Source organism: Arthrobacter sp. TJ-263, assembly GCF_058269155.1.
The window spans coordinates 445,168-469,569 of record NZ_JBZCNE010000003.1 but is presented as its reverse complement, the minus strand read 5'-3'; the positions used below and the strand labels follow the sequence as shown (position 1 = coordinate 469,569).

Below are 24,402 nucleotides of genomic sequence, written 5' to 3'. Positions count from 1 at the left end.
CCGCGTAGACGCTGGCCCCAGCGATGCCATGGAAATCAGGCCGCAGGAACAACCAAATAGACAACAAGCTAGGGTGCAGTTGACAACACTATCTAGAGCGTTGCGACAGAGATTTCAGGGAGTCAAATATGGATACTGAAACGTCCATGAGTAGCCGCGCGTCTGAGCTTGCGCTTCGCGACTTAGCACGGATGGCCTACGCGACAATGCAAGAGCCGCCACATACTTATGGGGACCTGGACGACGCAGAGGATGAGCCACTACTCAAGGTCAGTCTAGGAATAACTTCGGCAATCCTGAGCTTGCCGCAGTATCAGACAGCTTTCGACGCGTTGAACGCCGATAGCGATTTTGAACGGATGTGGTTGGCGGGCACTGAATCTGGAACCTTCTTCCGGTATCCAGGAGGTGGCTCCACTGTTCAACGCGAGACGCTACCCTTTGACCTTATTATTCCAGCACTTCGCCGAGCAAGAATCGAAACCCCTCTCACTGAAGATGAGTTCTGCGCATTTGTTGTGGAGAACCTCGCCGAGATAAAACGTGCAATCCGCGGTGAGCCCGTGACGCTTCGGCTAGTTCATGGCCTAGCCGGACTATCTATTCCAAACGGGTTGCAAATTACCACGCCATGGGGTGTCATTCGTGGGGTTGCGGGGGGAGCCGCCCAAATAGGCAGACGAGGTCGAATCAACCCCACAACTGCAGTATTGGTGGGGACGCTCAAAACGACTCCATTGATGGGTGTCGGCGATCAAAGCGAATCAATGCTGCAGGATGAGCTGCACGCCCATGAACATAAGGTCCGGCACATGCTGCCATTGGCATTTGCGTTAGCCTCCGAGGACGGTCGTGTGCGCGCTCCGAGCTTCACATTCTCCACCCGCATCATGCCGTTTCTTGGAGGATGGGGGTCAAGCGGCTACCTGTTGGGGCTTCCCACAGAGGTTATTGAGATCCGAGAGCCTGACATTGGAGGAATCGTGCACTGGGCAAATGCCCTTGACGCGAATCACAATCCAAGCCTTGATGTTGCGGCTCGTCGGCTGGTCTCGGCCGTCAGCGAGAGATATGACCCCGACGATCGCTTGGTCGACGCTGTTATCTGCTGGGAAAGCTTGGTTGGAACGAAGCTAGAGACTGTGAATCGAGTAACTTCTTCCCTCGCGATTCTTCTTGAAGAGAACATTGAACTTCGTTCGAAAATGATGAAGTCCCTTGGGGATACATACTCGGTGCGGAGTCAACTCGTCCATGGCCAGAAGGTGAAGGACAGAGATCGCGAGAAAGCCACCGGACAGGCAGTAGAGGTCGCGGTGAAAGCACTACGGGCGATCTACTCCGCGGGCGAACCTTGGGTTTCGGAAGCGAGTGACATTCGTTCAAAGCGGATAGTGCTCGGGGAGTGGGATAACAGAACATCCGATTGTTGAATCGGAGGGCAAATTTTTGTTGCCGAACTGCGCTAACACGACCAGCTCCGCACGGTTTCCTTGCCAATATTCAGCCGCTGTGTCGCGGCTGCTGAGGCGACCCTCATGCATGCTAGGTGGGATATTCAGTGACCAAATGCACGGTCCGTCTACGAACCGGCAGAGTATTTCACTGACGGATCCTCCTGCGGACGTCGAGCCAGGAGCACTTGCTGACCCCGACAGCTTTATCGACAGAAACCCCGCCATCCTGACGAAAACTCACAAGGTAGGCGGCCTCGAGGGTGGTGCACAAGCCGCGTGCAAAACGTCGCTGGCGGGTTGCAGTAAGCGCGACGGATTTGCTGCCGACTTCAGATGCGCCCATGCGCGCCAGCGGCGTCCTGCCGCGCGTCCAGTCAAAGGATCCTTTGACCGGACGGAGAGCGGGGTCCGACGGTGGGTCGGTGAACTCCAGGATCGGCGCGGGAGTCCGTCGCCACATTACGTCTCAGCAATGTGTCTCAGTGAGGGTATTCTCAACAAGGGACAAACAGACCTTTGATGAGCGCTGGGAGCGTGGGGATGGGAAGTGTTGGGTATGCGAGGGTTAGCACGCTGGAGCAGAACGCTGATTTGCAGCATGCAGCGCTCACAGCGGCCGGCTGCGATCGGATTTTCACCGACCACGGCGTGAGCGGGACGATGGCCAGCCGGCCCGAGCTCGATAGGCTCTTCGATCATCTTCGGAAGGGTGATGAGGTGGTGGTGTGGAAGCTGGATCGGTTGGGGCGCAACACCCGCAACCTGCTGGCTTTGATCGATGACCTCGAACACCGTGGCGTGCATTTCCGTAGCGTCACCGAGGGCATCAGCACCACCGGTCCGATGGGTCGGGCGATGCTGACCGTGATGTCCGCGTTCGCGCAGCTCGAGCGGGACCAGCTCGCCGAGCGGACCAGGGCGGGTATGGCCGCGGCCGCCGAACACGGACGAAAGGCCGGGCGGCGTGAGATTACCATGGACCACGCGAAGGTCCGGCGTGCACTGGAGTTGAAGGCCCAGGGGCTCGCCCCGGCGGACATCGGGAAGATTATCGGGGCCAGCCGGGCTACCGTCTATCGCTATCTCGGACTGGCTGCCAGCCGGGCGGATTGAAGCGACACGCGGTGCCAAGGGTGGTCGGGCAGGGCTTGCTCAGGGCCGCACTGCCTTTGTCGGCTTCATCTTCTTCGCCCTCGAACGCGATTAGGTTCAGAGGCCCTCGAACGGAGCCCGCGCTCCGTGGTGAACGCAACGATCCGGAATGATTCGGCGGCCCTCGAAGGCCCTCTACTCTCCCCGAGAATAGAAAGGATACTTATTATCGGGGTAGGAACACTGGGATTGCACTGTTACTGGCATGAACGATCAGGAAGGGCGCATTCATGAAGGCACCGCTGGAGTCACCACGTAGGTTCGACGTGATCACGATCATCTTCAACCCGAACAGTACCGGGGACGCTCCGAAGCTCGCCGGGGAGCTGCATGACGAGTTGATGATCAAGCTGCCCGGGACCGATGTCCGGTTGACTCCCACAGAGCACGCCGGTCACGCGGTGGACCTGGCCCATGAGGCCGCGTCATCCGGGAATGCGTTGATTGTGTCGGTCAGTGGGGACGGCGGGTACAACGAGGTCGTCAACGGAGTGATGGCCAGCGGCAGCGATGATGCTGTGTGTGCGGTCTTGGCCGCGGGCAACGCGAATGACCACAGCCGCGTCACGGGACGCCAGCCCTTGGCGGAGGCGATCGTCGAGGGTCGGGTCCGGCGGATTGACCTGCTGCGGATCAGCATCGACGAGCCGGACACCAGCCAGGACGCCAATCAGGACACGGAGCGCGAGGCGAAGTCGGAGACGGGGCCGGTGCATGCGCATTCCTACATCGGATTCGGGCTGACGCCGATCATGGCCATCGACCTTGAGAAGGGCAGCAAGGGCGCGATCAAGGAGATGTTCTCCGTGGTGCGGACCTTCTCGAAGTTCAAGCCGTTCGAGATTCGGCAGAACGACGGCCAGCGAAGGAAGTTCGACAGCCTGGTGTTCGCTAATATCTCGCAGATGGCGAAGTACGCAACCTTGAGCGAAGCCGACGATCACCCGGCCGATGGAAAGTTCGAGGTCATCACCTTCCCTCACATGGCCAAGTGGAAGATCCTCCTCACGGCCCTGCGAGCCTCGACCAAAGGTCTCGGCGATCAGCCGAGCTACGAGCAGTACCGGTTCTCAGCCCTGAAGCCCATGCCGTACCAGATCGACGGCGAAGTGAAAGAAGTTAGGGCCGGGGCGGACATCACGATCGACTGCATCCACAAGGCCCTGCCCATTCTTGGGTGAAACCATCGGTTGAAGGACGCCGATAATCGACCCAGCCACATCCCTAGGAACACCTGCCGCCCCAACCGCCCCCGCAGGCAGCTTCACGTGCCGCTGCCCTCGTACCGTCCGAGACATCATGAGTGGACTCGTTTGAGGTGAGTGCCGATCTTTGGTGTGAATATCGTCATTGGCTAGTGCAGGGCGGTGACGACGGGGATGGTGGCCATGAGCCCGAGGGCGATGAACATCACGCCTAGGATGCCTCGTTGAGGTCGTCCCGGTCATCCTGGTGGTTGAGGACATCCAGGGCGACCAATGTATCGGGTTCGTCGGGTTCGTCCGGTTCGTCGGGGTCGTTGCTGTAGGGGGCGGTCGGTGGGAGTGTTTCGGCGATGAGTTCGTTGACTGCAAGGGAGACGAGGTCCCGATCCATGGGGGTGAGGGTGATCAGCCCGTTGAGGTAGGCGTCGATCTCGAGCTCGTCGACGTCCCCGGTGAAGGAGAAGTAGCGGACCCATACGCTCTGTACGTTGAGTCCACTGCTGTGGATGGCGTGCAGTGTGCGTTGTCGTTGGTCCTCGGGGGTGTTTTTGGTCATCACGGATCAGGGGTGGGCTCGGTGTCGTCGTGACGTTCACTGATGATGGTGGCCATGAAGCCGATGGTGGTGTTGGCGTCGGTGGCGAGGTCGATCAGGTGGTTCATGGCTGCCTGCCGGTCCAGATCAAGGCGTTCCATCAGGATGCCGCGGGCGACTCCGATGGTGTCCCGTTCGGCCAGGGATGTTTTGACGTCGTTGCTGATCCTTTGTGGGGTGTCGTTGGCCTGGATGTGGTCGAGGAGGGTCGCGGCGGAGCGGGCGAGGTTGGCCAGTAGCCGCTGGTCCTGGTCCGAGAACGCGTCGACGGTGTTCGAGTAGACCTTCATCGCTCCGAGTCCTGTCGGTTTGTCCAGCAGGGGCACGCTGAGGCAGGAGCGGATACCGAGCGGTGCTACCGCGGTCGTCCATTTCTGCCACCGCTGATCGGTGTGGGTGTCGGCGATGTACACGGGCTCACCCTCAAGCCAGGCGCTGATGCAGGGTCCTTGGCCGAGCTCGTACTGCTGGTCATCGGCTTCGAGCACGCGCGGGTCGGTCGCGCCCACGCTCATACGGGTGCCGTCGGTGTTGATCAGGCTGACGCCGGCGCCCTCGGCGGCACGGATGATGTCGCGGGCGATCTCGGCCAGGCCGTCGACGGCGTTGTGGGCGGTCTGTTCCGTGAGGAGGTGACCGTTGGTGCGCCCGAAGATCGCCAACAGTTCAGGCGGAAACAGGGACGGTGAGGAGGGGGGTGGGGGAGTGGTGTTCATGGTGGGCCTCTAACTGTTTTTGTTGGGGAGGTCGCCGCTGCTGATGAGCTGCTCGGCGACATCCCGGAGTTTCAGGTGGGTGCGCTGGCTGGCTATGGACAGCACGATGAACGCCTGGACGCCGGTGATCTTGTGGCGTTCCATGAGGATGCCCTTGGCCTGACCGATGGCGTCCCGGGAATCGATGGCCTCGTGGAGTTGCCGGCTCTTCTCGGCCTCGGCGAACGCCACCGACGCGTGGGAGGCGACCAGCAGGCCCACGTTCTCGGACTCGTCCGTGAACGCATCGGCCTCGTACGAGTAGAGGTTCAGGGCCCCCAGATCGTCGCCTTCGACCCACAGCTGGATCGAGAGCATCCCCTTGGCGCCGGCCTCGGCGGCCCGCCGCGCGAACAGCGGCCACCGCTCCTCGTGCGCCATATCGGGGACCCGCACGGTCCGGTGCTCGTAGGCGGCTTCCAGGCACGGCCCCTCCCCGGTCTCCATCTGCAGCGCATCGATGCGCGCCGGAAGATCCCCGGACGTGGCCCGGGATCCGATGTTTTTCCGTCCCAGGACGACGCTCACCGAGCCTTCGTCAACCCCTGGGATCAGGTCGAGGGCCGCGTGGACGAAGCCGGCGAGGACCGCATTCGCATCCGGTTCCTGCTGCAGCGACCGGGCCAGTTCGGCCAGTTCCGTGGCGAGATCACGTACACGCGCACTGCCGCCGTGATGCGACGACGGCATACCCCTGTCCACCCCGGACTCCTCACTCACCAAGAACACCTTCTAGCAGTGGGATCGCCGCATGATGGAGCCGCGTCGCACCCACCGCAGTGCTCGTCACGGCGTCAAGGTGTTCATGAACCGTTCGCAGCGGCAAGGCCCGGTTGAAGAACATGTGCGGTAATCGGCGAGGCGCGCCAAGATCGGTGGGATGCAGTGCGTGTGGCATGGGACTTCCTGGAGGAACGGCAAAAGCGGTTCTCTGCCAGGGTCCGGGGCGAGAACTTCAGCGTGCTCGTTCACCGGAAAAATGTCAAGAATGATCGACCCCGCAGGTGCTCTGTAGCCACAGTGCGAGTCAACCTCAGGAGGAAACTCCCAAGAGACAGCTAATCCTTGACTGTCTCACTGCGGGCTGACTACTGACTCCGCGGCTGATCTACGGGTGCCGCCCATTCGTGGAGGCCTCACGAGGGACTGCCGTGCTGGTGTTCCTCCGGTGGCCGACTGCTTGACGGCCGGAGGGACTCCCACGCTCGGGCACGAGGCCCGTCGGTGTAGTCCGGCGGAGGCCTGCGGACGAATCCGGGGGACCTCTTTCGGGGTGTTCTCAGTATGCGGTGTACTCGGCTGCCGCTAGCTAGTTGATCCACTTCAAGGAAGACGTGCTCATCGCGATAGAAACTGATACAGCGGTCCCTAGCGTGCTGTGTTCTTCCCCGGGAGTTCGCCGCTGTTGATGAGGTGGTCAGCCACGTCCCGAAGTTTCGTATTGGTGTGCTGGCTGGCCATGGAGAGCACGATGAACGCTTGCTCGCCGGTGATCTTGTGGCGTTCCATGAGGATGCCCTTGGCCTGACCGATCACGTCCCTGGAGTCCACCGCTGCATGGAGTTGGCGGCTCTTCTCGGCCTCGGCGAACGCCACAGACGCGTGGGAGGCGACCAGCAGGCCGATGTTCTCCGACTCGTCGGTGAAGGCGTTGGCCTTGTACGAGTAGAGGTTCAGCGCGCCGAGGTTATCTCCTTCGACCCACAACTGGATGGAGAGCATCCCCTTCGCGCCGGCCTCGGTGGCGCGCTGCGCGAAGAGCGGCCACCGCTCCTCATGCGCCATGTCAGGGACCCGGACCGTGCGGTGCTCATACGCTGCTTCCAGGCACGGGCCCTCCCCGGTCTCCATCTGCAGCGCATCGATCCGCGCCGGAAGATCCCCGGACGGGGCACGGGACCCCACGTTCTTGCGTCCCAGGACGACACTGACGGAGCCTTCGTCGACCCCGGGGATCAGGTCGACGGCCGCGTGGACGAACCCGGCGAGGACCGCGTCTGAGTCCGGTTTCTGCTGCAGCGATCGGGCGAGCTCAGCGAGTTCTGTAGCGAGATCACGCTCCCGATCATTGTTGCCGTGGTGCGACGACGGCATACCCCTATCCATGCCGGACTCCTCGCTCATCATGCACGCCTTTCAGAAGTGGGTCACCGTTTGATGGAGCCGCGTCGCACCCGGCGTGGTGCTCGTCGTTGCGCGCCAAGACCCGCGGAACATGCGACGGAACGGGTGAGAGCACCAAAATTACAGCGCTTACATTAATGCATTGCTGTCCAGAGCCAAACTCTCACCAGGCGCGAAGCGCGGCCGAACGGCATCGGCACGTATTCAGGAGGACGGGATGTGGGAGCTCACCAACATTGGTTACTCCGCCGCAGGATAGTCGCCGCCGATCTCGGCGCCGTCATCCATGCGGGATTGGGAGTGGGTTCGGTCAGCGCGGACGGTGTCGCCCCAGGGCGTCTGAGCGCGTGAGGACCGTCGAACATGAAGGCACGCGCACCACTCGACCTGTGGGGGCAATCCCGTGGGGTACGTCCGCTTCCCGTCCCGGATTCCTTCAGGGTGACCGTGTCAGGCGGTTTCGCGTTGCTTCTCGCAGGCGGTCTCTTCGCCCGAGTAGATCAGGTCGTGGGCGACGTTGACGAGCTTGCGGTGGCTGAGACTGCTTTCATCTCGCAGCATCACGAAAGCGGCGTCGGCGCTGATTTTGTGCCTTTCCATGAGGATACCCTTGGCTTGTCCGATGGTGTCGCGACTGCCAACGGCTTGGTGGAGCTGACGCACGGTGTCGCGTTCCTGTTCCAGTTGGGCGCGTGTGGCTGCCAGTTCACGGGTGAGCGCGGCGACGTGGGTGAGTTCCTCATCGCGAGCCTGGGAGGCATCGAGGGCCACCAACGAGTTCGACGGGTTGTTGCCCCTGACGGGCTCAGGAGGCCCAGTGGATTCAGTGAACCCGGTGGGTTCAGTAGCCTCGGAAGTTCTTCGCTGATCGGACCGTGCAGCTAGAAGGGTCCTCTCGTAGTGCGCTGCGATGACCTCGTAGGTGAGGTCCTCAACGTGTGAGAGGCCAAGGACCCGCAGCGCCTGATGCAGGTGACCTTGCACTGTGCGCAGCGGGAGCATCAGTTCAAAGGCGATGTCCTGGCAGGTGACCCCGTTTGAGGTCATGACCGCGATGACAGCCTGGCGATCGCTGAGTCCACGGGCCCTAGCAGGATGAGGGGGTGTCGTCTGCCCAGCACGATCACCACGGGAGTCACTCTGAGGGGTGCTGCGGATGAGGTGATGGAATGTCTGCGTCATGGTGACCCCTGGTAAGCATGGCGATGGATGCATAGTGCCGGGGTCCGGGGCAATACCCTAAGCCTGCTGTCATTCAGGAAGGGTGTCAAGAGTGGGGAACTGCCTGGGCTGGTGGTGAGTAGGGCCAGATGGCCCGGGCCTGGCGTGGTGTTCTCGTGTAAGCGGACGAAGGACCGGCGAGAAGCGCCGCATTTATTAGCCCTGTCATGGTGCTGATGGGCGCCTAAACTTGGGACAGTTCGTTAGCGGATCCAGAACAGGGTCTAGCTCGCGTAGCTCATGAAACGAATGAGCGTGCTGCTGCGGGAAGGGTGAGGGAGATGCTGCACCGGTCCGACTTTCCTGGTCCTCGTCTTCGGGTGGTGTCCAGATGAGGGAGGGCAAGTTATCCGGTGTGGATGAGCTGTGCTCGAGCCTCTGCGCATCGTTCATCGACGCGCTGCCGGTGACGGGTGCCGCTTTGTCGGCGTTCAGCGGGTCCGAGCAGGAAACCACCCTCGGTACCACTGATGAGCTCGCGGCGAGGCTGGATGAGTTGCAGTTCGACCTCGGCGAAGGCCCCCGGTGGGAAGCCGCCCGATCGCGCCTTCCCGTTCTTCTCCCGTACGTGCGATCGATGGAGCACGAGAAGTGGCCGGTCTTCGGGAAAGCCCTCCTCGACACGGACGCGGAAGCCCTCTTCGTGTTCCCGCTCATCGTCGGTGCCATGGACATCGGCGTCGCAGAGCTCTACAGCACGACCCCGGGATTCCTGAGTGAAGCCAACCTGGTGACCGCCCGCGCCCTGGCGGATGGGGCTGCGTGGAGCCTGTTACGGCGCATCCTCGTCCCGGAATCCGAGCAGGATTCCCGCGGGGGCGGCCTGTCCCCGTCCCGGCGGGAAATCCATCAGGCAACCGGCATGGTGCTCGCCCAGACCGGTGGAACGGCCGCGGATGCTTTGTTGCTGCTGCGGGGTCATGCTTTCGCGAACGGGCAATCGGTGCATGAAACCTCCACCGAGGTGCTGGAGCGGCAGCTGGATTTTACGCCTCTGCAGACCGATGAAGTGTGATAGTGGGCTCTACACTGGGTCCATGGAAGCTATCACCCGGGCAAGCCGGGTCAGTGCAGCATTCCTGAAGATCGCGGACACGCTCATCGATGACTATGACGTCCTGGACCTGCTGCACACCCTCGTGGAGGAATGCGTCGACCTGCTCGACGCGACCGCCGCCGGTCTGATGCTGGCCGGCCCCGACGGTGTCCTGCAGGTGCTGGCCTCCACCAGTGAGGAAAGCCATCTGATCGAAGTCCTGCAGCAGGACACCGGGGCGGGTCCCTGCGTCGAGTGCTATATCACCGGTGTCCCCGTCACGATCCGGGACATCGCCGGAACCGGAGACCGCTGGCCCCAGTTCAAGAACGCGGCCGCAGCCCAGGGCTTCCAATCCGTGCACGCCGTCCCGATGCGTGTCCGCGGCAGGACCATCGGCGCGATGAACCTCTTCCGCGCCGACACCGGAGAGCTGAGCGAAGAGGACATCGCGATCGGGCAAGCCCTGGCGGACGTGGCAACGATCAGCATCCTGCAGGAGCGCACCCTCCGCGAATCAGCTGTCATCAACGATCAGCTGCAGTACGCCCTCAACAGCCGCATCCTCATCGAGCAGGCCAAGGGCGTGATCGCCCACACCGCGAACGTCACCACCGACGAAGCCTTCCAGCTGCTCCGCGCACACGCCCGATCCCACAACACAAGTCTGCACGACACCGCAGAAGCCGTACTCAACCGAACACTCACCATCTGACCCTCCGAAGCATCCGTTTCACGAGGAAACCATCGACTCACTGCAAGCTGCGACTGCGGCCCCCGCCCACCGCTGCGGCCACCAGCGTCTGCACGGTCGTCCAGACCAAGCCCTGCCGATGGTCCTGAATCACGCTGAGATACCCGCCCACTGGTGAAGATCGCGCGACACCTGAACCGCCCGAAGCGTTGGGACGGTTTAGGTGCGAACGTAGTTTTCGGTGGAAGGTTCCGCACTCAGCGGGCTGTCAGCGCAGGTGGTGTGATTCCGGGTTGTGCCTGGTGTCGCAGGCAATAGCGTGCAGCTCGTCCAGGATGAGGTCGTGTTTCTGTCCCTAAATGGCGTCCCGGAACTCTGCCGGTTCGACGACGGTCATCAGGTGTCGCTTCGGTTCTGATTCTGCTTGACGGTTTTCGGTGTCGTCGCGGTGGTCGAGTTCGTCATTGAGTTCCTCGAGGCGAATCTCCGTCTCCAGTGCGGGTTCACCGTCCTGGATGTATTCATGATCGAGCTCGCGGTGCACGCGGCTATTGAGGATCTCCACCTGCTCCAGATCCAACGTGGTGAGATCTTCAGGGAACGGATCTGCGGGAGTCAGACGGGTCACATCATCACCTGTTCTTTCGGCGCGTGCAAAGAAAGTAGGCTCACTTCAGAACCAAGCAGACGAAAACGTGCGAACGCTTCGCTTCAAAGAACTATACGACCTGCAGGTCTCGATCACGCCGCCCATCTTGCGTGCAAAGCGACCCACTCCCGGGCATCGAAGTTCGCGATGCGCCGGTACCGGGTGGCACGGTGGTAGGGTCCCCGTCAGCAGTCCAGTGGCTATGCGATCGCTCGGTGTTTGTTTGCGGTTCAGCGTTTCCAGGACAAGAACGGTAATCGCAACCTTCTATTTATTCGATAGTCGGTGTTGGGGTCGTCATGGAGGTAGCCGTCGCAGTCACCGCAGCCTAGTTGGTGTGCCAGCAGGTTAACTGCTGCTACTTGGTAGGCGGCTCGGGTCGTGGGGTGGGAAAGGCGTCGAGCGTGCGTAGAGCGCGGGATACGTCGGCACGCAACGTCTCGATGATCGCGGCGCAGGGCAGCGCGTCCCTGCTGTTACCCGATGCGGTTGGTATGGGCCCTCTTGAGATGCTCAAGCCGTCGGGTGCGGGTACTGGTTCGTGCCGAGTGCTTGGTGGACGGCCGCTTCTATATGGATTCGTGTGGTGGGGAAGACGGGCACAGGGCTGTCGTCCGCGGTGATCAGGAGCTCGATCTCTGTGCACCCGAGGATGATGCCTTCGGCTCCTTGCTCAACGAGGTCCTCCATGATCCGGCGGTACTCGGCCCTGGATGCGTCCACGACGATGCCCCGCACCAGCTCCTCGAAGATGACGGCGTGCACGATCGCTCGGTCAGCGTCATTCGGGATGATGGTGTCGATGCCGGCAGAGGCGAGGCGGTCGCGGAGGAAGGGCTGTTCCATCGTGAAGGATGTGCCTAACAGGCCAACCCGGTGAAGCCCCTGCTCACGGATGGCCGCTGATGTCGTATCGCCGATGTGCAGCACAGGAATCGAGACGGCCTCCTCGATGCTGTCGATGACGATGTGCATGGTGTTCGTGCAGAGCACCAGCAGTTCCGCGCCGGCCCCTTCGAGTGCGCGGGCCCGAGAGGCCAGAAGCTCGCCGGCTTGGTGCCACCGGCCGGCAGCCTGGAGTTCCTTGACGTCGGCGAAGTCCACAGAGTCAAGCAGAACGCGCGCTGAGTGCACACCGCCCAGCTGGTCACGCACGAGCTCGTTCGCCAACCGGTAGTACTCAGCCGACGACGCCCAGCTCATCCCACCGAGCATCCCAATGACCTGCACGCTGTCCTCCAAATCAGTTGTGTGTGGAGTGTAGTGCCTCTGGCAGGAACGACTGCCAGCGCGCAGCCAAGAGGTTCCGGGGAGGGGCACCAAGAAGATCCGCTTGCGTGCAGTCTCCAGTCCACGATGCCTATGGAAACCCGTTGGATACGTTCTTGGAGTGGCGGGCAACAGGCCACCGCTCGGATCCGGATCCCTCGTACAGTTCGATCTGCAATGTGGCGTCGAGTACACCCCAACGCCACAGGTCGATTTTGGTCTACGGCGTATGGGATTGAAGTCGGTTTCGGTTGGCCTCCGGCAGAAGTGCGCGGGAGTCCGGACACCACGCATCGCATGGATGGTTGAGTGGTGTGCCTAGTTCTTGAGGTCGAAGTCGAGGTCGAGGCATTCGGGGCTGGTGAGTTCCCGCCAGGTCGAGGTGACCCTGGCGGTGGGAAGGGCTGCGGCGATGGGCATGCGGTCGAGGGCGATCAGTTGTGTGAGGTCGAGTCCGGTCAGCGCGGCGATGTCCCGGATGGGTGCCTGGAAGGTGCGGAACGGGCCCAGCGGGGGAGCGTCCCCGTCGTCCACGGCTCCCGGCCGTGGCACGTCCGGCAGGTCCTTCAGCTGCGGGGTCTGGTCCACCACGTAGCCCGTCGCGGCCAAGGACCCGCCCACGAGGAACACCGCGACCTTGAAGAAGCGCAGCGGGATCTCCACGCCCCGGTAGACGGGGTCGACGTCGCTGAAGATCGGTCCGGTGAAGATGATGAGGCGCCGGCCATGGTCGGCGGCGTTCTCCAGCAGGTACGTCTCCAACCCGAGCCAGAGCTCGAGGCCCTGGTTGAACTTCGCCGCCTGCGGAGCCGCGTTCGTGTAGTGGAAGGTGTCCTCATTCGCCTGGGCTGCCTTGGCGCGGGTTTCCCCCCAAACCGCGGAGGCCCGGCGGACGAGGTGCCCACGGTCGATGTCGTTGTGCGCGTAGACCCGCTCCCCGGTCTGCTGGTCCTCCGGCAACCGCGGATCCAGTCGCCAGTCGATGCCTGACCGGTCGAGGTCCATGAGCTTCGCACCGTCGATGCCGAGCGCCGTGACCGCGGCGAGGCGTTTATCCGGGCGCATCAGGATGGAGAAATGCGTGTAGGGCAGCAGGGCCGTGTCGACGTCCTTCAAGGACGGGATCGGCACGGGTAAGCCCAGGAAGTCTTCATCGAAGCCCACTCGGTCCGAGAGGTCCTCGATCCTTACACCGGAAGTCGCAGTGGTGGTGATATGTGGTTCGGGCAGGATGGCGTCCATCGGCCGACGGTACCAGTGGCAGGTGACAGGCGGATGAACGCACACACCAGGGGCACATGCCGCTACTTGTCAGACGCCACTTCGACGAAGGAGCGTCGCTGCACCGCAAAACGTCTCGCATAACCTCCATAGATCGTACGGTTCGGCGGGTGATCCACCCGCGCCGGATCGGGAGGGAAAACTCAGTGGATGCCGGAGCGGACTCCACGATGTACGGTGCACTCACGGCCTGCTGGTTTGCAGCCTCTAGTGCTGCAGATGTGCCAGGAACGTGCTTGTACTTCGTCCCGCGGAGGATCCCAATCTCGAGAGCGGTGGGTGTAATGGATTCGGCGTTGTCTGTTGTGCGCGATCAGGTATTTCGGCGTAACCCTGGTGAGACAGAGTTCCATCAGGCTGTGATCGAGGTGTTCGACTCGTTGGGGCCGGTGTTGAGGAAACACCCTGAGTTCGTCGATGCGGCGGTGTTGGAGCGATTGTGCGAACCCGAGCGGCAGATCATCTTCCGGGTTCCCTGGGTCGATGATGCGGGGACCGTGCAGATCAACCGAGGGTTTCGGGTGGAGTTCAATTCCGCGCTGGGGCCCTTCAAGGGCGGACTGCGGTTCCACCCTTCGGTGTATCTGGGGATCGTGAAGTTCCTTGGTTTCGAGCAGGTTTTCAAGAACGCGCTCACCGGGATGCCGATTGGCGGTGGGAAGGGCGGCTCGGATTTCGATCCCAAGGGTAAGTCGGATGGTGAGGTCATGCGGTTCTGCCAGTCCTTCATGACAGAGTTGTACCGGCATATCGGCGAGTACACAGACGTGCCGGCAGGTGATATCGGAGTCGGCGGACGGGAGATCGGTTACCTGTTCGGGCAGTACAAGCGAATCACAAACCGGTACGAATCCGGTGTGCTGACCGGAAAAGGGATGAGCTGGGGAGGGTCGCTGGTCCGCCCGGAAGCGACCGGGTACGGAGCGGTCCTGTTCGCCCGCGAGATGCTTCGGGCGCGTGAACTCGACTTCGAGGGACAGCGGGTTATCGTCTCGGGTTCGGGCAATGTCGCTGTTCACGCCATCGCGAAGGCAGAGCATTTCGGTGCGACAGTCGTGGCCTGTTCGGACTCCTCGGGGTATGTCGTGGACGAGGCGGGCATCGACGTAAACCTGCTACGCGAGGTAAAGGAAAATGATCGCGAACGGATTTCCGAGTATGCGCGCCGTCGAGGCTCCGGTGCTCACTTCGTGGCGGGAGGTTCTATCTGGGATGTGGGAGCAACCGTCGCGCTGCCGTGTGCCACGCAAAACGAACTCGACGAAGCAGCCGCCGGATCGCTCATTCGCTCCGAGGTGCTGGCGGTTGCGGAAGGGGCGAATATGCCATGCACCCCTCAAGCAGTGGAAGCTTTTCAGCAGGCAGGTGTCTTGTTCGGTCCTGGGAAGGCTGCCAACGCCGGTGGTGTTGCAACCTCGGCGCTGGAGATGCAGCAGAACGCCAGCCGCGATTCCTGGACCTTCGAGCATACCGAGCAGCGCCTCACTGAAATCATGGTGGGCATCCATGACAGGTGCGCGGCAACTGCGGAGGAGTATGGCTTACCGGGAGACTATGTGGCAGGCGCCAATATCAGCGGTTTCGTGAAAGTCGCGGACGCCATGCTTGCACTCGGAGTCGTTTGATTACACTTCCCTGATGGCTACCAGCGGCCCTGAGCTCCGGGCACACCCACACCTGATGAGTGAGAACCCGGATCACGGACGAGTGCGGGCGTCGGTTCCGCACTACTAAGAGCGAGCCTTCGACATCCTTACGTTTGGGCTTCCCGATGGCGTGAAACGGCCCGACGTGAAGTCGGCTCTGGTCAAGCAACTTGCCACGCCTAACCCTCGTGCCATAGAAGCAGCGGAAGTTGACAAGTTTCCCGTCGTCATAGGCCCTATTGTCGAAACGCTTGAGCGCTATCGCAGTCGGTTGCAATAACCGTCCCGCTGAGGGATCCTCCATCGGGCAGGTGCCGGCCTGAGGAGAAGTTGTTAGCTCAGTGAGCGGCGGAGGTCGAACCGTCGTTCACTCGTGTCTCTTCACTTGCTTCACTATGACGAATGACCAGCGAGGCCGTGATGAGTATCGCCGAGAGCAACACGCAAGCAACCAGCAGAACCAGATAGGTCAGCGATACCATCACGGCGACTGGTGCGGCTTCCCATACCGCGGGAAGCGGAGCGAAGTTCAGACTGTCTCCAATGCCGAAGTTCGCGTTGATGATCGGCCCCAGGACGAGCAGCACCACCGCCGCGATGCCGAACCTCACGCCGAACTTCATTGTGGACTTCGCCAATGTTGCACCAGACATCTCACTCCTAGGGTTGACCAGCGGTTGGTGCCGGTTGCATGCACTTTGAATCTGAGTATGAGCGCCATGCATGGCGGCATCAATGCTCCCGTGGAATCGGAACCTACCCGTTAGTTAAACGTCCCGCTCGAGGATCGTCGGCCGTTCATGCTCCGTAGTCTGATTTGAGCCCACCACCGCTGGCGGGAAGGTGTGGCTCAGTTGGTGAAGTAGGTGCGCGGGGCGGATCCAGTGGCGTGCACAACCAGGCCCTGGGCGATATCGCGGATTTTTCCGTTCCGGGTGTTCGACGCTCGTCGGAGGATCTCGAACGCTTCCTCCTGAGTGCATCTGTTCTGGCCGATGATGATGCCGACGGCCATGTCGATACTGGTTCGCGCCTCCATCGCTGTACGCATGTCAGAGGCCGCGTCCTGATATCGGGCCACCCGCATCGCCATCTCAAGGGCCTTGCCGGCCTGAGCGGCGAACACAGCAGCAATGCGCTGCCTCTCGACCGTGAAGTATCCGGCCGGTCGAGCGTAAAAGTTGAGCGCCGCGATTCCCTCGTTCCCAACCTCCAGCGGAACGCTGAGCATTGACGCGAACCCGGTGACAGCCGAGGAACGGAAATACTGGGGCCATCGCGGATCGTGCCGGGCGTCGTCGACCACGACAATCTCGTTGGTGGTCATCGCGACGAAGGAGGGCCCTTCTCCGTCGGCGTGGTGGACCTCATTCAAGGCTGCGGCCGTACCGGAGCTGCTCTGGACACTCAGTTGCCGGTTGCCGCGTCGAGACATCAGCCCGCACGGCACTGACCCCCCATTAGCGAAAAGCTGCTCCCCCAGCACCGATAGATGGTCGAGGAAGTCCGCGATGTTCTGGTCCTCGAGCATCAGGGCCTGCGGGTTGGTGGCATCAGAATGCGTAGGTTCCTGCTCGGGACACGTGTTGTCCTGCATGAGCGCCAATTTACGCCACCCCGCCCCACAACGGAGCGCGCCAGCAAGACTCCGTCGGTGATCGGAGGAGCTTCGGTGGAGACCGCCTTCGCAGCCTGACTTGAGCACCTTTCACCGTTGATCCCATGACACCGGGAGAACCGCGGCTCCGCAGCGCATCCCATGCACGACCCAGCACGTCAGTGCACCCAAGTAACGTCCTCTTGGATTCCTCGTGGGTTCCAGCGGCACGCAGTACCGTGAAATAACAAGCATGCTGATCCGTGGTGGTTCGGGGTTTCGACACCATCGTGGTCGGCCTTCATTCAACCGGGACGTTCATTGTGGATCAACACGCCTACCAGGATCCTACGCGCGCCGCGCTCATCGAAGCCGGCCTGCCCGTCGGGAAACTCTGGATCAGCTACTTCGGCCTTGGCGGGAACCTGTCCCAGCTGGAGGTAAATGCTTACCTTGGCGGCCATTTCGATATTCCCGTGTTCGACCGTGATGTGCTGGCCGCAGCAGCCAACGAACTCCTCATGGATGCTTCTTCAGCCATCCGGGTCCCAAACAGCACCGGAAGCCAAGCGGTCATGCCGGACGATGACGGTCGGAGGATGCTCGGGGCCGCCGGTGCGTTTCTGCTGTCGGCGGCAGAAGCGGAATCAGAACGCCTAGATGCTGTCACACGCACCCACCTGCTGGATACACCTGTCGAGGAGCGATTGGACCGGATCACACGTCAGGCCAAGGATCGCTTCGGGGTCAGTACAGCGACCATCGCCCTGATCGATGACCACCGCCAGTTCCTCAAATCCAGGGTGGGTAACGTGTCTCAGAACATGCCCCGGGAGATCTCGTTCTGCAACGCCACGATCCGCAACGCGGGACCTCTCATCGTCAATGACGCCCGAACCGATCCCCGCTTCAAAGCCAACACCCTAGTCCTGGGCGAGCCCTACATTCGCTTCTACGCCGGCCACCCTCTGCAAGGACTCCGCGGATGGACCGTCGGGACGTTGTGCATCATCGACCAAAACCCTCGAAACTTCTCACCCGAAGATGAACAGACATTGCGAGAACTCGCCATGAGCGCCGAACAGGAACTTAACACCTGAGACCCGCATTCGCGACGGCATCAAACAACTCCGAACGTCCTTACAAGACATAGCCCGAGCGGAACCGCACAACACCAACCGGAGCCCACCACCGAAAGAGGGGTAGGCCGACATGCAGTTAGTCCACGGGCGAATCGTCATGCGGGGGTAGTGGGCTCAAGTCAGGCTGCGGAAGTGGTCTCCACTCAAGCTCTGATAGCCACCAGAAGTTCCGAGTCGTTGCGAACACCTCGTTCGGAGCGTCGATGATTACATCGCGCAACAGGATCCGATGCATCGCTTCACTGCATCATCTATGTACAGTCGAGGACAAGGCTCTAGTCAGGAACCTACCCTCGATCACAGATCGGGCAAGGCCACTACTCGGACTGTTCGCAAGCCAGTCGTTCATCGCTCCTGCTGGGACCCAGAGGGCTGGCCAGTGCCGTGAGATCGGGGAGCGGACGTTTACCCGGGACGATGAAGATGGGCGGGAAGGCACCCTAAGTGAAACGCCGATCCTGGTCGGCTGCTCGCCGAGGTTGTCTCGAAAAACTACAGGTTCACGAGACACGGGACGCGAGGAGCCAGCACTTAGAAGCTCCCCCGGAATTCCGGGGCTGTGACTGTCTTGAAAAGTCGTCTCACCATGAAGTGTCGCGGCACTAGTGTCGCCGGTACTTTGTGCGACGTGGCATCCACGTCGGCGACCGGGACTGGTGCCAGGCTGGACTCGCTTCCCGCCGAGGGTTTCGGGCCCAGGTCAGGCTGCACGACCCGCGGCTCGGAGCTGCCCAACCGCCGAGCGGTGCGCACCGCCAGCCGCCGACGCGCTCACCGACAGCGGAGAGGAACAGGCGGATCCACACCCCTGCAGAGGCAGCATCGGCGCAGGACGAGGCCCACCTGATGCAAGCCGATCAGGGGGTAGTCGGAAAGTCCCCGGACACACGGGAGGGGGAGGCGCCGATGCGCGTCCCCCTCCCGAACATCAGGGAATCAGGTCACATCGTCAGACGGTGGCCTTCTCGGTGCCGGCGGGGGTGACGACCTCCGCCGTGGGCTCCATGTTCTCGGCGTCCACCATCCACGCGTACTGCTCCAGCTTCGCGATGAAGCCGTGCAGCAGGTCCGCGGTGGTCGGGTCCTCCTCGTCGATCTGGTCGTGGACGTCCCGCATGGTCTTGACGGTGGCGTTCAGCATCCGGACCACGAGGCCCACGGTGTCCTTGGTCGAGACGAGGCCGGCCGGGAACGGATCGATCTTGGTCCCTTCGGCCACGGCCACGCTGCGGCCGTCGGGCACGGCGTGCAGTGCGCGCATCCGCTCCGCCATCTCGTCCGCGAATGCGCGGGCGTCCTCGATGATCTCGTCCAGCTGCAGGTGAAGGTCACGGAAGTTCTTGCCGACCACGTTCCAGTGGGCCTGCTTGCCCTGCAGGTGCAGTTCGATGAGGTCGACGAGAACAGCCTGCATGTTGTCTGTGAGAGTGGGTGATGCCTTCATGGATCCTCCAGTGCTAGAGAGATTTTCTCCTCCCGGGCGGGCGCCGGAGGCGCTGATTCCTGCCGGAAGGACTTCTTTCACCCTAGCCCTGCGCGTTGGCCAATTCCAGCCGCTCTGCCTACGCTAAGGGGACTTACGGTTTCGTCGTGTCGCATGCCCTGCGAAGGGGTTCGGACGGCGCCGGAGTCCGACCAAGGAGGAACCGTTTTGGCTTCAGTGCAGGAATCCATCGACGTATCAGTACCGGTCAGCACCGCCTACAACCAGTGGACGCAGTTCGAGAGCTTCCCCCGGTTCATGGGCGGCGTGGAGTCGGTCACGCAGACCTCGGACACCTCCACGCACTGGGTGACCAGCATCGGGGGCGTGCATCGCGAGTTCGATGCCGAGATCACCGAGCAGCACCCCGACGAGCGTGTGGCGTGGACGAGCACCGACGGGAAATCCCATGCCGGCGTGGTCACCTTCCACCGCCTGGACGAGAACACCACGCGGCTCATGGTGCAGATCGACTGGCACCCGGAGACGTTCATCGAGAAGGTCGGGGCCGTCGTCAACGCCGATGCCTCACAGGTGAAGGGGGACCTCAAGCGGTTCAAGGCATTCATCGAGAAGAGCGGCGGCGAGACCGGCGCCTGGCGCGGCGACGTCGCGGCACCGCCCTCGGGTGTCACGTCCGAGGGGGAGCCGGCTAACGGCACTTGGCCCGACACCTCGGCGGACGATCCCGAGTCGGGCGGCCCGCGCGTCGGCTGACGGGCCCGGTGCCGCAGGAGGCGGATCCCGTCGGGGGTCCGCCTTTCCGCGTCCTAGGGGATGTCTCCCACCTCGATGGATGCGATCGCGTCGGTGGCCTGGCGTGACAGTTCCGGTGAGATGGGCGAACTCCTCGTGGCCTCTGCGGCTCCGACCTGGCCTTCCTCGCTGACGGCGTAGGTGCCGAATGCGCGCACGACGTCGGCGGTCGCCTCGTTCTCGTACCGCGAGCAGTACACGTGGTAGGACACCAGGACCAGCGGGTAGACCCCGGGTTCGCTGGTCCTCCGGTCGAGGTCCAGGGCGATGTCGTGGTCCTTGCGTCCGGGCACGCGGCCCGCGAGGTCGACGGCGGCCGCGGCGGCCTCGGAGCTCACGTCCACGTAGTCTCCGCCGACCTTCAGTGCCACCCGTCCGAGGGGACCGCCGACGGCGGAGTCATCGGCATACGTCACGGCGCCGACGGTGGCGGCCACGGTGCTGACCACGCCTGCGTTTCCCTTGGCGTTCTCGTTGGCGAGGCCCGCCGGCCACGTCCCGTCGGCCTCCTCGGTCCAGATCTCCGGGACCACGGCGTGGAGGTAGTCGGTGAAATTCTCGGTGGTGCCCGAGTCGTCGGAGCGGCTCACTGCCGCGATGGACAGCGCGGGGAGGTCGACGTCGTTCTGCGCGGTGATCGAGGGATCGTCCCACCTGGTGATCTCACCGCGGAAGATCCGGGCGACGGTGGCGGCGTCAAGGTTCAGTGCCGAGATCCCGGGCAGGTTGAACGCCACGCTGATCGGCGAGACGTAGGCGGGGATGTTGAAGGCGCCGTCCGGTCCGCACGCCTCTGTGGACTCCGTGAGTTCCTCGTCGCTGAGGTAGGCATCCGAGCCGGCGAAGCCCACGGCGCCTGCGAGCAGCGCACCGCGTCCCGCACCGGAACCATCTGGCGAGTACTGCACCTGGGCTCGGGGGTACACGGCGGAGAACCCCGTGCGCCACGCATCCATGGCCGGTCCCTGAGCGGAGGACCCGGAGGCCGTCACTGCGCCCTGGAGTCCCATGTCGCCGTTCCTGGCTGCCGCTTCCTGCTCCGGCCCGAGGGGATAGTCGGATCCGCAGGCGGTCAGGCCGAGGGCGACGGCGAGCGTCAGGGACAGGGCGGTACGAATTCTCACCCCGGTCACGTTACAGGTGGCCGTCCGGTGAACCCAAGGTGGACGGCAGGTGGACGGACCCTCAGCGGGCGGGGCGGGTCAGGCGTGACGGAGGCGGTAGCCGTCCGCCCGGTGGACGAGCCGCCGGCCGCCGCCGTCGTTCAGCAGGATCCACACCACGGAGGCGTCGTCGGTCCTCATGTCCAGGACACCGCCGAGCTGGGGGCCCGTGGCGTGGTGGAGGGTGACATGCTGGCCGCGCGTGAAGCCCGACCAGTCCTGGACCTCGGAATCGGGGGCTGCAGGGAGAGCGTTCATGGTGGGCCTTTCGGAAGGTTCCGGGACTCCAACGCTAGCCACGCTTCCTGAACGGCGCGTGAATGGCTGCTGAAGGTTGAGGCCGCTTTCGTCGCGGCGAGGTCACAGCGTCCGCCAGTCCCCGCTCGTCAGGTGCGACCCCGCCTGGGGTCCCATGAGGAGCATGCCGCCGTCGACCACGAACGATGCCCCGTTGACGTAGCTGGAGGCACCGGAGGCGAGGAAGGCGACGACGTCCGCGATCTCCTCGGGCGCGCCGGGGCGTCCGAGCGGGATGCCGGGACGGTCCATGGAGTGGGGGTCCTGTTCCTCGGAGTCGTTCATGGGGGTGTTGATCTCGCCGGGCAGCACGGCGTTGGCGGTGATGCCCCGGTCCGCCAGTTCGAGGGCGATGGTCCGGATGAGACCGCCGAGGCCGTGCTTGGAGGCGTCGTACGCCGCCGATCCCACGCGGGGCTGCTCCTGGTGCACGCTGGTGACGGCGATGATGCGTCCACCGCGGCCGCCGTCGATCATGTGCCGTGCCGCGCGCTGGAGACAGACGAACGCACCGTCGAGGTTCGCGCCCATGGTGCCGCGCCACGTGTCCCAGTCCGTCTCCATGAACATGGTGCCGCCGTTGACGCCGGCGTTGTTGACGAAGACGTCGAGCCCGCCGAGTTCGTGAGCGAGCTGGTCGACGACGTCGCCGCAGGCCGGCGCGTCCGTGGTGTCGAGTCGCGCGACGGCGGCCCGCGCGCCCTTCTCCCGTACGAGCCGCGCGGTCTCCTCGGCTCCCTCCCGGTCGGAGTGCCAGGTGACGCCGACGTCGCAGCCCGCCGCGGCGAGGGCGATGGCCGTCGCGCGGCCGATGCCGGAATCGGAACCCGTGACGATTGCTCTGCTCGGTGTGAAGTCCATGTCCCCATCCTTCGCACCCGGCCGCGCAGCATGCAAGGGGAACGTGGGGATCGACGCCGAGTACCCCCGGGCGGTTGTCCGGGGGTACTCGGGTGGGCGGTCCTACGCGTCGACGGCGCCCTGGGGGGCCGGATCGGAGGCGGAGGACCGTACCGGCTCGGCGGATTCCCCGCTGACCACCTCGATCTTGCGGGGCCTCGCGCGCTCGATGACGGGGATCGTCACGCTGAGGACGCCGTTCTCGTAGCGGGCGGCGATACCCTCCGTGTCGACGCCCTGGCCGAGGTTGAGCTGGCGCAGGAACGAACCGCTCTCACGCTCGCGGGTCAGCCACTTGACGCCCTCGGCACTGCGCAGCGTGCGTTCGGCGCGGATCGTCAGGAGCTGGCCGTCGACGTCGATGTCGACCGATCCCGGGTCGATGCCCGGGAGGTCCGCGGAGAGGACGTAGTGGTCCTTCTCCCGGTAGAGGTCCATCGGCATGAGGCGCAGTCCGGGGCGGCCCTCCAACAGGGCGCCGGTCACGCGGTCCAGCTCGCGGAAAGGATCGAATTTCATGGCCACGGGAAACAACTCCTTCGCTGATGCCACCGGCAGGTGGTTGGTTCTTCAGGGTTGAGCGCCCTCCGCTCAACTACGAAAAATGTTAGCACTCGGACCCGGCGAGTGCTAAGAGGTGGTGTTCGCTCAGGACGAAAACCCCGGGACGCAGAGAAGGTCCGTTCCGACGTATCGGTACGGACCTTCTCCGTGGTGCTGTCTCCAGCCGATCCTCGTGCCTGCGCGGGGCCTCGATCCCCGGGCCTTCCGCGTGTGAAGCGGATGCTCTACCAGACTGAGCTACACAGGCAACTGGTTCTCCCATAGCTTAGGCCATCCGGGCGCCGCGCCAAATTCCCCCGGTACGGCAGTGCGGGTGTGGCCGCGCCCGGATTCCCGCCGATAACCGTGCTGGTCATCGCTGTGCTGCCTCAGTAGCCTGAAGGAAAGCCTGCTGAGCGTTTTGGGCGCCTGCCGGGCACCACCGCACGAAGGGACAGCACCATGGACAACCAGGACATCCTGCAGCGCATCCAGACACTCGTCCAGGAAGAGCACGACCTCCGGGAGCAGCCCCAGGACGCCGGCGCGGGAGCGGAGCAGCAGGACCACGCCACCCGCCTCAAGCGCGTCGAGGAGGATCTCGACCAGTGCTGGGACCTGCTGCGCCAGCGCCGGGCGAAGGCCGACGCCGGAGAGAACCCGGCCGATGCCGGCACCCGTCCCGTCAGCCAGGTGGAGGGGTACCGCCAGTAATGGCCCTGCCCCTCGTGCTGTTCGACGTCAACGAGACCCTCTCGGACATGGGGCGGATGTCCCAGCACTTCGAGGAGGTCGGCGCTCCCCCGCAGCTGGCCGCGCTGTGGTTCGCCTCGGTGCTCCGTGACGGGTTCGCCCTCACGGCCGCCGGGTACAACGTGCCCTTCGGCGAGGTCGCCGATGATGCCCTCCGCACGGTCCTCGCGGGGCAGCCGCTCAACCGGGACGTCGAGGATGCGGTCGCGCACGTGATGACGAGCCTGCAGGGGCTGCCCCTCCACCCGGACGTCGTCGAGGGGTTCCGGGCCCTGACCGGCCGGGGCTTCGAGCTGGCAGCGCTCACCAACGGCGCTGCCGCGACCGCGGAGGCGCTCCTCGAGCGGGGAGGCGTCCGCGCCGACGTCGGCCCCGTCCTGTCCGTCGAGGACGCACCGCGATGGAAGCCCGCCCCGGAGTCCTATGCCTATGCCCTCCGGGCGATCCAGCGGGCGGCGGACGACGTCGTACTCGTCGCGGTCCACCCGTGGGACATTGACGGGGCCGCGCGGGCTGGTCTCCGCACGGTCTGGCTCAACCGCTCCGGGGGACCCTACCCGGCCGTCATGACACGCCCGGACCACGAGGTGCCGACGATCGCCGACCTGCCGGACCTCCTCGTCCGGGCCTGACGCTCGACCAACGAGCTGCTGCGGGAGGCAGGGCTCCTCACGGCGCAGGGCG

Annotated in this window: 25 protein-coding genes and 1 tRNA gene; 10 read left to right on the top strand and 16 right to left on the bottom strand. The window is 63.5% G+C overall.

Going from position 1 to position 24,402, the window contains the following annotated elements; all coding sequences use genetic code 11:
* The first annotated feature begins 128 nt into the window (after positions 1-128).
* From AC4D2F_RS16385 to AC4D2F_RS16375, 3 genes are all read left to right on the top strand, one after another.
* Entirely contained in the window at positions 129-1,433 is a 1,305-nt protein-coding gene (locus tag AC4D2F_RS16385) for a hypothetical protein (protein WP_490911563.1), read from the top strand.
* A gap of 543 nt (positions 1,434-1,976) precedes the next feature.
* Entirely contained in the window at positions 1,977-2,570 is a 594-nt protein-coding gene (locus AC4D2F_RS16380) for a recombinase family protein (protein ID WP_490911562.1), read from the top strand.
* 281 nt (positions 2,571-2,851) lie between these two features.
* Positions 2,852-3,790 (top strand): diacylglycerol/lipid kinase family protein, encoded by a 939-nt coding sequence (locus AC4D2F_RS16375; RefSeq protein WP_490911618.1) that lies wholly within the window; start codon positions 2,852-2,854, stop codon positions 3,788-3,790.
* Positions 3,791-4,025: 235 nt separating this feature from the next.
* On the opposite strand, the gene AC4D2F_RS16370 is transcribed toward AC4D2F_RS16375, so the two are convergent.
* From AC4D2F_RS16370 to AC4D2F_RS16350, 5 genes are all read right to left on the bottom strand, one after another.
* Positions 4,026-4,370, bottom strand: coding sequence for a hypothetical protein (locus AC4D2F_RS16370; RefSeq protein WP_490911561.1), 345 nt, complete (start codon positions 4,368-4,370; stop codon positions 4,026-4,028).
* Positions 4,370-5,125 (bottom strand): GAF and ANTAR domain-containing protein, encoded by a 756-nt coding sequence (locus AC4D2F_RS16365; protein WP_490911560.1) that lies wholly within the window; start codon positions 5,123-5,125, stop codon positions 4,370-4,372. The genes AC4D2F_RS16370 and AC4D2F_RS16365 overlap by 1 nt, the downstream gene beginning before the upstream one ends.
* Positions 5,126-5,134: 9 nt before the next feature.
* On the bottom strand, positions 5,135-5,884 hold the full coding sequence (locus AC4D2F_RS16360) for a GAF and ANTAR domain-containing protein (RefSeq protein ID WP_490911559.1): 750 nt from the start codon (positions 5,882-5,884) through the stop codon (positions 5,135-5,137).
* A 648-nt stretch (positions 5,885-6,532) separates the two neighbouring features.
* Positions 6,533-7,288, bottom strand: coding sequence for a GAF and ANTAR domain-containing protein (locus AC4D2F_RS16355; RefSeq protein ID WP_490911556.1), 756 nt, complete (start codon positions 7,286-7,288; stop codon positions 6,533-6,535).
* Positions 7,289-7,738: 450 nt separating this feature from the next.
* Positions 7,739-8,470, bottom strand: a complete 732-nt coding sequence (locus tag AC4D2F_RS16350; RefSeq protein ID WP_490911554.1) for an ANTAR domain-containing protein — start codon at positions 8,468-8,470, stop codon at positions 7,739-7,741.
* Positions 8,471-8,840: 370 nt separating this feature from the next.
* On the opposite strand from AC4D2F_RS16350, the gene AC4D2F_RS16345 reads away from it, so the two are divergent.
* Together AC4D2F_RS16345 and AC4D2F_RS16340 are read left to right on the top strand one after the other, a co-directional pair.
* Positions 8,841-9,524 (top strand): GAF and ANTAR domain-containing protein, encoded by a 684-nt coding sequence (locus AC4D2F_RS16345; protein ID WP_490911552.1) that lies wholly within the window; start codon positions 8,841-8,843, stop codon positions 9,522-9,524.
* Positions 9,525-9,546: 22 nt separating this feature from the next.
* The gene (locus tag AC4D2F_RS16340) at positions 9,547-10,260 is read left to right on the top strand and encodes a GAF and ANTAR domain-containing protein (protein ID WP_490911551.1); all 714 of its coding nucleotides are present in this window, start codon (positions 9,547-9,549) and stop codon (positions 10,258-10,260) included.
* A gap of 334 nt (positions 10,261-10,594) precedes the next feature.
* Here AC4D2F_RS16340 and AC4D2F_RS16335 read toward each other — a convergent pair whose 3' ends face one another.
* The 3 genes from AC4D2F_RS16335 to AC4D2F_RS16325 all read right to left on the bottom strand — a co-directional run bounded on the left by AC4D2F_RS16335 (position 10,595) and on the right by AC4D2F_RS16325 (position 13,399).
* A complete protein-coding gene (locus tag AC4D2F_RS16335) occupies positions 10,595-10,867 on the bottom strand; it encodes a hypothetical protein (protein WP_490911550.1) in 273 nt (90 codons plus the stop codon).
* Positions 10,868-11,401: 534 nt separating this feature from the next.
* A complete protein-coding gene (locus AC4D2F_RS16330; RefSeq protein WP_490911548.1) occupies positions 11,402-12,130 on the bottom strand; it encodes an aspartate/glutamate racemase family protein in 729 nt (242 codons plus the stop codon).
* 345 nt (positions 12,131-12,475) lie between these two features.
* Positions 12,476-13,399, bottom strand: coding sequence for a DNA/RNA non-specific endonuclease (locus tag AC4D2F_RS16325; RefSeq protein WP_490911546.1), 924 nt, complete (start codon positions 13,397-13,399; stop codon positions 12,476-12,478).
* A gap of 323 nt (positions 13,400-13,722) precedes the next feature.
* On the opposite strand from AC4D2F_RS16325, the gene gdhA reads away from it, so the two are divergent.
* Positions 13,723-15,063, top strand: coding sequence for an NADP-specific glutamate dehydrogenase (gdhA, locus tag AC4D2F_RS16320; RefSeq protein WP_490911545.1), 1,341 nt, complete (start codon positions 13,723-13,725; stop codon positions 15,061-15,063).
* Positions 15,064-15,422: 359 nt separating this feature from the next.
* Here the strand turns inward: gdhA and AC4D2F_RS16315 are convergent, their stop codons facing one another.
* Complete coding sequence (locus tag AC4D2F_RS16315) at positions 15,423-15,737, bottom strand: hypothetical protein (protein WP_490911543.1); 315 nt, start codon at positions 15,735-15,737, stop codon at positions 15,423-15,425.
* 197 nt (positions 15,738-15,934) lie between these two features.
* Positions 15,935-16,681 (bottom strand): GAF and ANTAR domain-containing protein, encoded by a 747-nt coding sequence (locus AC4D2F_RS16310; protein WP_490911541.1) that lies wholly within the window; start codon positions 16,679-16,681, stop codon positions 15,935-15,937.
* Between the two features lie 263 nt (positions 16,682-16,944).
* Here AC4D2F_RS16310 and AC4D2F_RS16305 point away from each other — a divergent pair, with 263 nt between their 5' ends.
* A complete protein-coding gene (locus AC4D2F_RS16305; protein ID WP_490911540.1) occupies positions 16,945-17,781 on the top strand; it encodes a GAF domain-containing protein in 837 nt (278 codons plus the stop codon).
* A gap of 991 nt (positions 17,782-18,772) precedes the next feature.
* On the opposite strand, the gene AC4D2F_RS16300 is transcribed toward AC4D2F_RS16305, so the two are convergent.
* Positions 18,773-19,267 carry a Dps family protein gene (locus AC4D2F_RS16300; protein WP_104167514.1) on the bottom strand — a complete coding sequence of 165 codons (495 nt, stop codon included), beginning with the start codon at positions 19,265-19,267 and terminating at the stop codon, positions 18,773-18,775.
* Positions 19,268-19,483: 216 nt separating this feature from the next.
* On the opposite strand from AC4D2F_RS16300, the gene AC4D2F_RS16295 reads away from it, so the two are divergent.
* Entirely contained in the window at positions 19,484-20,023 is a 540-nt protein-coding gene (locus AC4D2F_RS16295; protein ID WP_306738616.1) for an SRPBCC family protein, read from the top strand.
* A 53-nt stretch (positions 20,024-20,076) separates the two neighbouring features.
* On the opposite strand, the gene pstS is transcribed toward AC4D2F_RS16295, so the two are convergent.
* The 5 genes from pstS to AC4D2F_RS16270 all read right to left on the bottom strand — a co-directional run bounded on the left by pstS (position 20,077) and on the right by AC4D2F_RS16270 (position 23,233).
* On the bottom strand, positions 20,077-21,186 hold the full coding sequence (gene pstS, locus AC4D2F_RS16290) for a phosphate ABC transporter substrate-binding protein PstS (protein WP_490911538.1): 1,110 nt from the start codon (positions 21,184-21,186) through the stop codon (positions 20,077-20,079).
* A gap of 78 nt (positions 21,187-21,264) precedes the next feature.
* Positions 21,265-21,483, bottom strand: a complete 219-nt coding sequence (locus AC4D2F_RS16285; RefSeq protein WP_490911537.1) for a hypothetical protein — start codon at positions 21,481-21,483, stop codon at positions 21,265-21,267.
* 102 nt (positions 21,484-21,585) lie between these two features.
* Entirely contained in the window at positions 21,586-22,383 is a 798-nt protein-coding gene (locus AC4D2F_RS16280) for an SDR family oxidoreductase (RefSeq protein ID WP_490911535.1), read from the bottom strand.
* 102 nt (positions 22,384-22,485) lie between these two features.
* Positions 22,486-22,941: an Hsp20/alpha crystallin family protein gene (locus AC4D2F_RS16275; protein WP_490911617.1), complete on the bottom strand. Its 456-nt coding sequence runs from the start codon at positions 22,939-22,941 to the stop codon at positions 22,486-22,488.
* A 218-nt stretch (positions 22,942-23,159) separates the two neighbouring features.
* A tRNA-Val gene (locus AC4D2F_RS16270) sits at positions 23,160-23,233 on the bottom strand.
* 194 nt (positions 23,234-23,427) lie between these two features.
* Here AC4D2F_RS16270 and AC4D2F_RS16265 point away from each other — a divergent pair.
* Both AC4D2F_RS16265 and AC4D2F_RS16260 read left to right on the top strand, forming a co-directional pair.
* A complete protein-coding gene (locus AC4D2F_RS16265) occupies positions 23,428-23,679 on the top strand; it encodes a DUF2630 family protein (RefSeq protein ID WP_104167510.1) in 252 nt (83 codons plus the stop codon).
* Positions 23,679-24,350: a haloacid dehalogenase type II gene (locus AC4D2F_RS16260; protein ID WP_490911533.1), complete on the top strand. Its 672-nt coding sequence runs from the start codon at positions 23,679-23,681 to the stop codon at positions 24,348-24,350. Before AC4D2F_RS16265 ends, AC4D2F_RS16260 begins: the two co-directional genes overlap by 1 nt.
* Positions 24,351-24,402 lie beyond the last annotated feature (52 nt).

Coding starts and splice junctions, on each gene's coding strand:
- AC4D2F_RS16340 (WP_490911551.1), top strand. CDS start 9,547: ATGGAAGCTATCACCCGGGCAAGCCGGGTCAGTGCAGCATTCCTGAAG.
- AC4D2F_RS16275 (WP_490911617.1), bottom strand. CDS start 22,941: ATGAAATTCGATCCTTTCCGCGAGCTGGACCGCGTGACCGGCGCCCTG.
- AC4D2F_RS16370 (WP_490911561.1), bottom strand. CDS start 4,370: ATGACCAAAAACACCCCCGAGGACCAACGACAACGCACACTGCACGCC.
- gdhA (WP_490911545.1), top strand. CDS start 13,723: ATGGATTCGGCGTTGTCTGTTGTGCGCGATCAGGTATTTCGGCGTAAC.
- AC4D2F_RS16315 (WP_490911543.1), bottom strand. CDS start 15,737: ATGTCTGGTGCAACATTGGCGAAGTCCACAATGAAGTTCGGCGTGAGG.
- AC4D2F_RS16265 (WP_104167510.1), top strand. CDS start 23,428: ATGGACAACCAGGACATCCTGCAGCGCATCCAGACACTCGTCCAGGAA.
- AC4D2F_RS16345 (WP_490911552.1), top strand. CDS start 8,841: ATGAGGGAGGGCAAGTTATCCGGTGTGGATGAGCTGTGCTCGAGCCTC.
- AC4D2F_RS16300 (WP_104167514.1), bottom strand. CDS start 19,267: ATGAAGGCATCACCCACTCTCACAGACAACATGCAGGCTGTTCTCGTC.
- AC4D2F_RS16280 (WP_490911535.1), bottom strand. CDS start 22,383: ATGGACTTCACACCGAGCAGAGCAATCGTCACGGGTTCCGATTCCGGC.
- AC4D2F_RS16310 (WP_490911541.1), bottom strand. CDS start 16,681: ATGCAGGACAACACGTGTCCCGAGCAGGAACCTACGCATTCTGATGCC.
- AC4D2F_RS16325 (WP_490911546.1), bottom strand. CDS start 13,399: ATGGACGCCATCCTGCCCGAACCACATATCACCACCACTGCGACTTCC.
- AC4D2F_RS16365 (WP_490911560.1), bottom strand. CDS start 5,125: ATGAACACCACTCCCCCACCCCCCTCCTCACCGTCCCTGTTTCCGCCT.
- AC4D2F_RS16385 (WP_490911563.1), top strand. CDS start 129: ATGGATACTGAAACGTCCATGAGTAGCCGCGCGTCTGAGCTTGCGCTT.
- AC4D2F_RS16350 (WP_490911554.1), bottom strand. CDS start 8,470: ATGACGCAGACATTCCATCACCTCATCCGCAGCACCCCTCAGAGTGAC.
- AC4D2F_RS16285 (WP_490911537.1), bottom strand. CDS start 21,483: ATGAACGCTCTCCCTGCAGCCCCCGATTCCGAGGTCCAGGACTGGTCG.
- AC4D2F_RS16355 (WP_490911556.1), bottom strand. CDS start 7,288: ATGAGCGAGGAGTCCGGCATGGATAGGGGTATGCCGTCGTCGCACCAC.
- AC4D2F_RS16260 (WP_490911533.1), top strand. CDS start 23,679: ATGGCCCTGCCCCTCGTGCTGTTCGACGTCAACGAGACCCTCTCGGAC.
- AC4D2F_RS16380 (WP_490911562.1), top strand. CDS start 1,977: ATGAGCGCTGGGAGCGTGGGGATGGGAAGTGTTGGGTATGCGAGGGTT.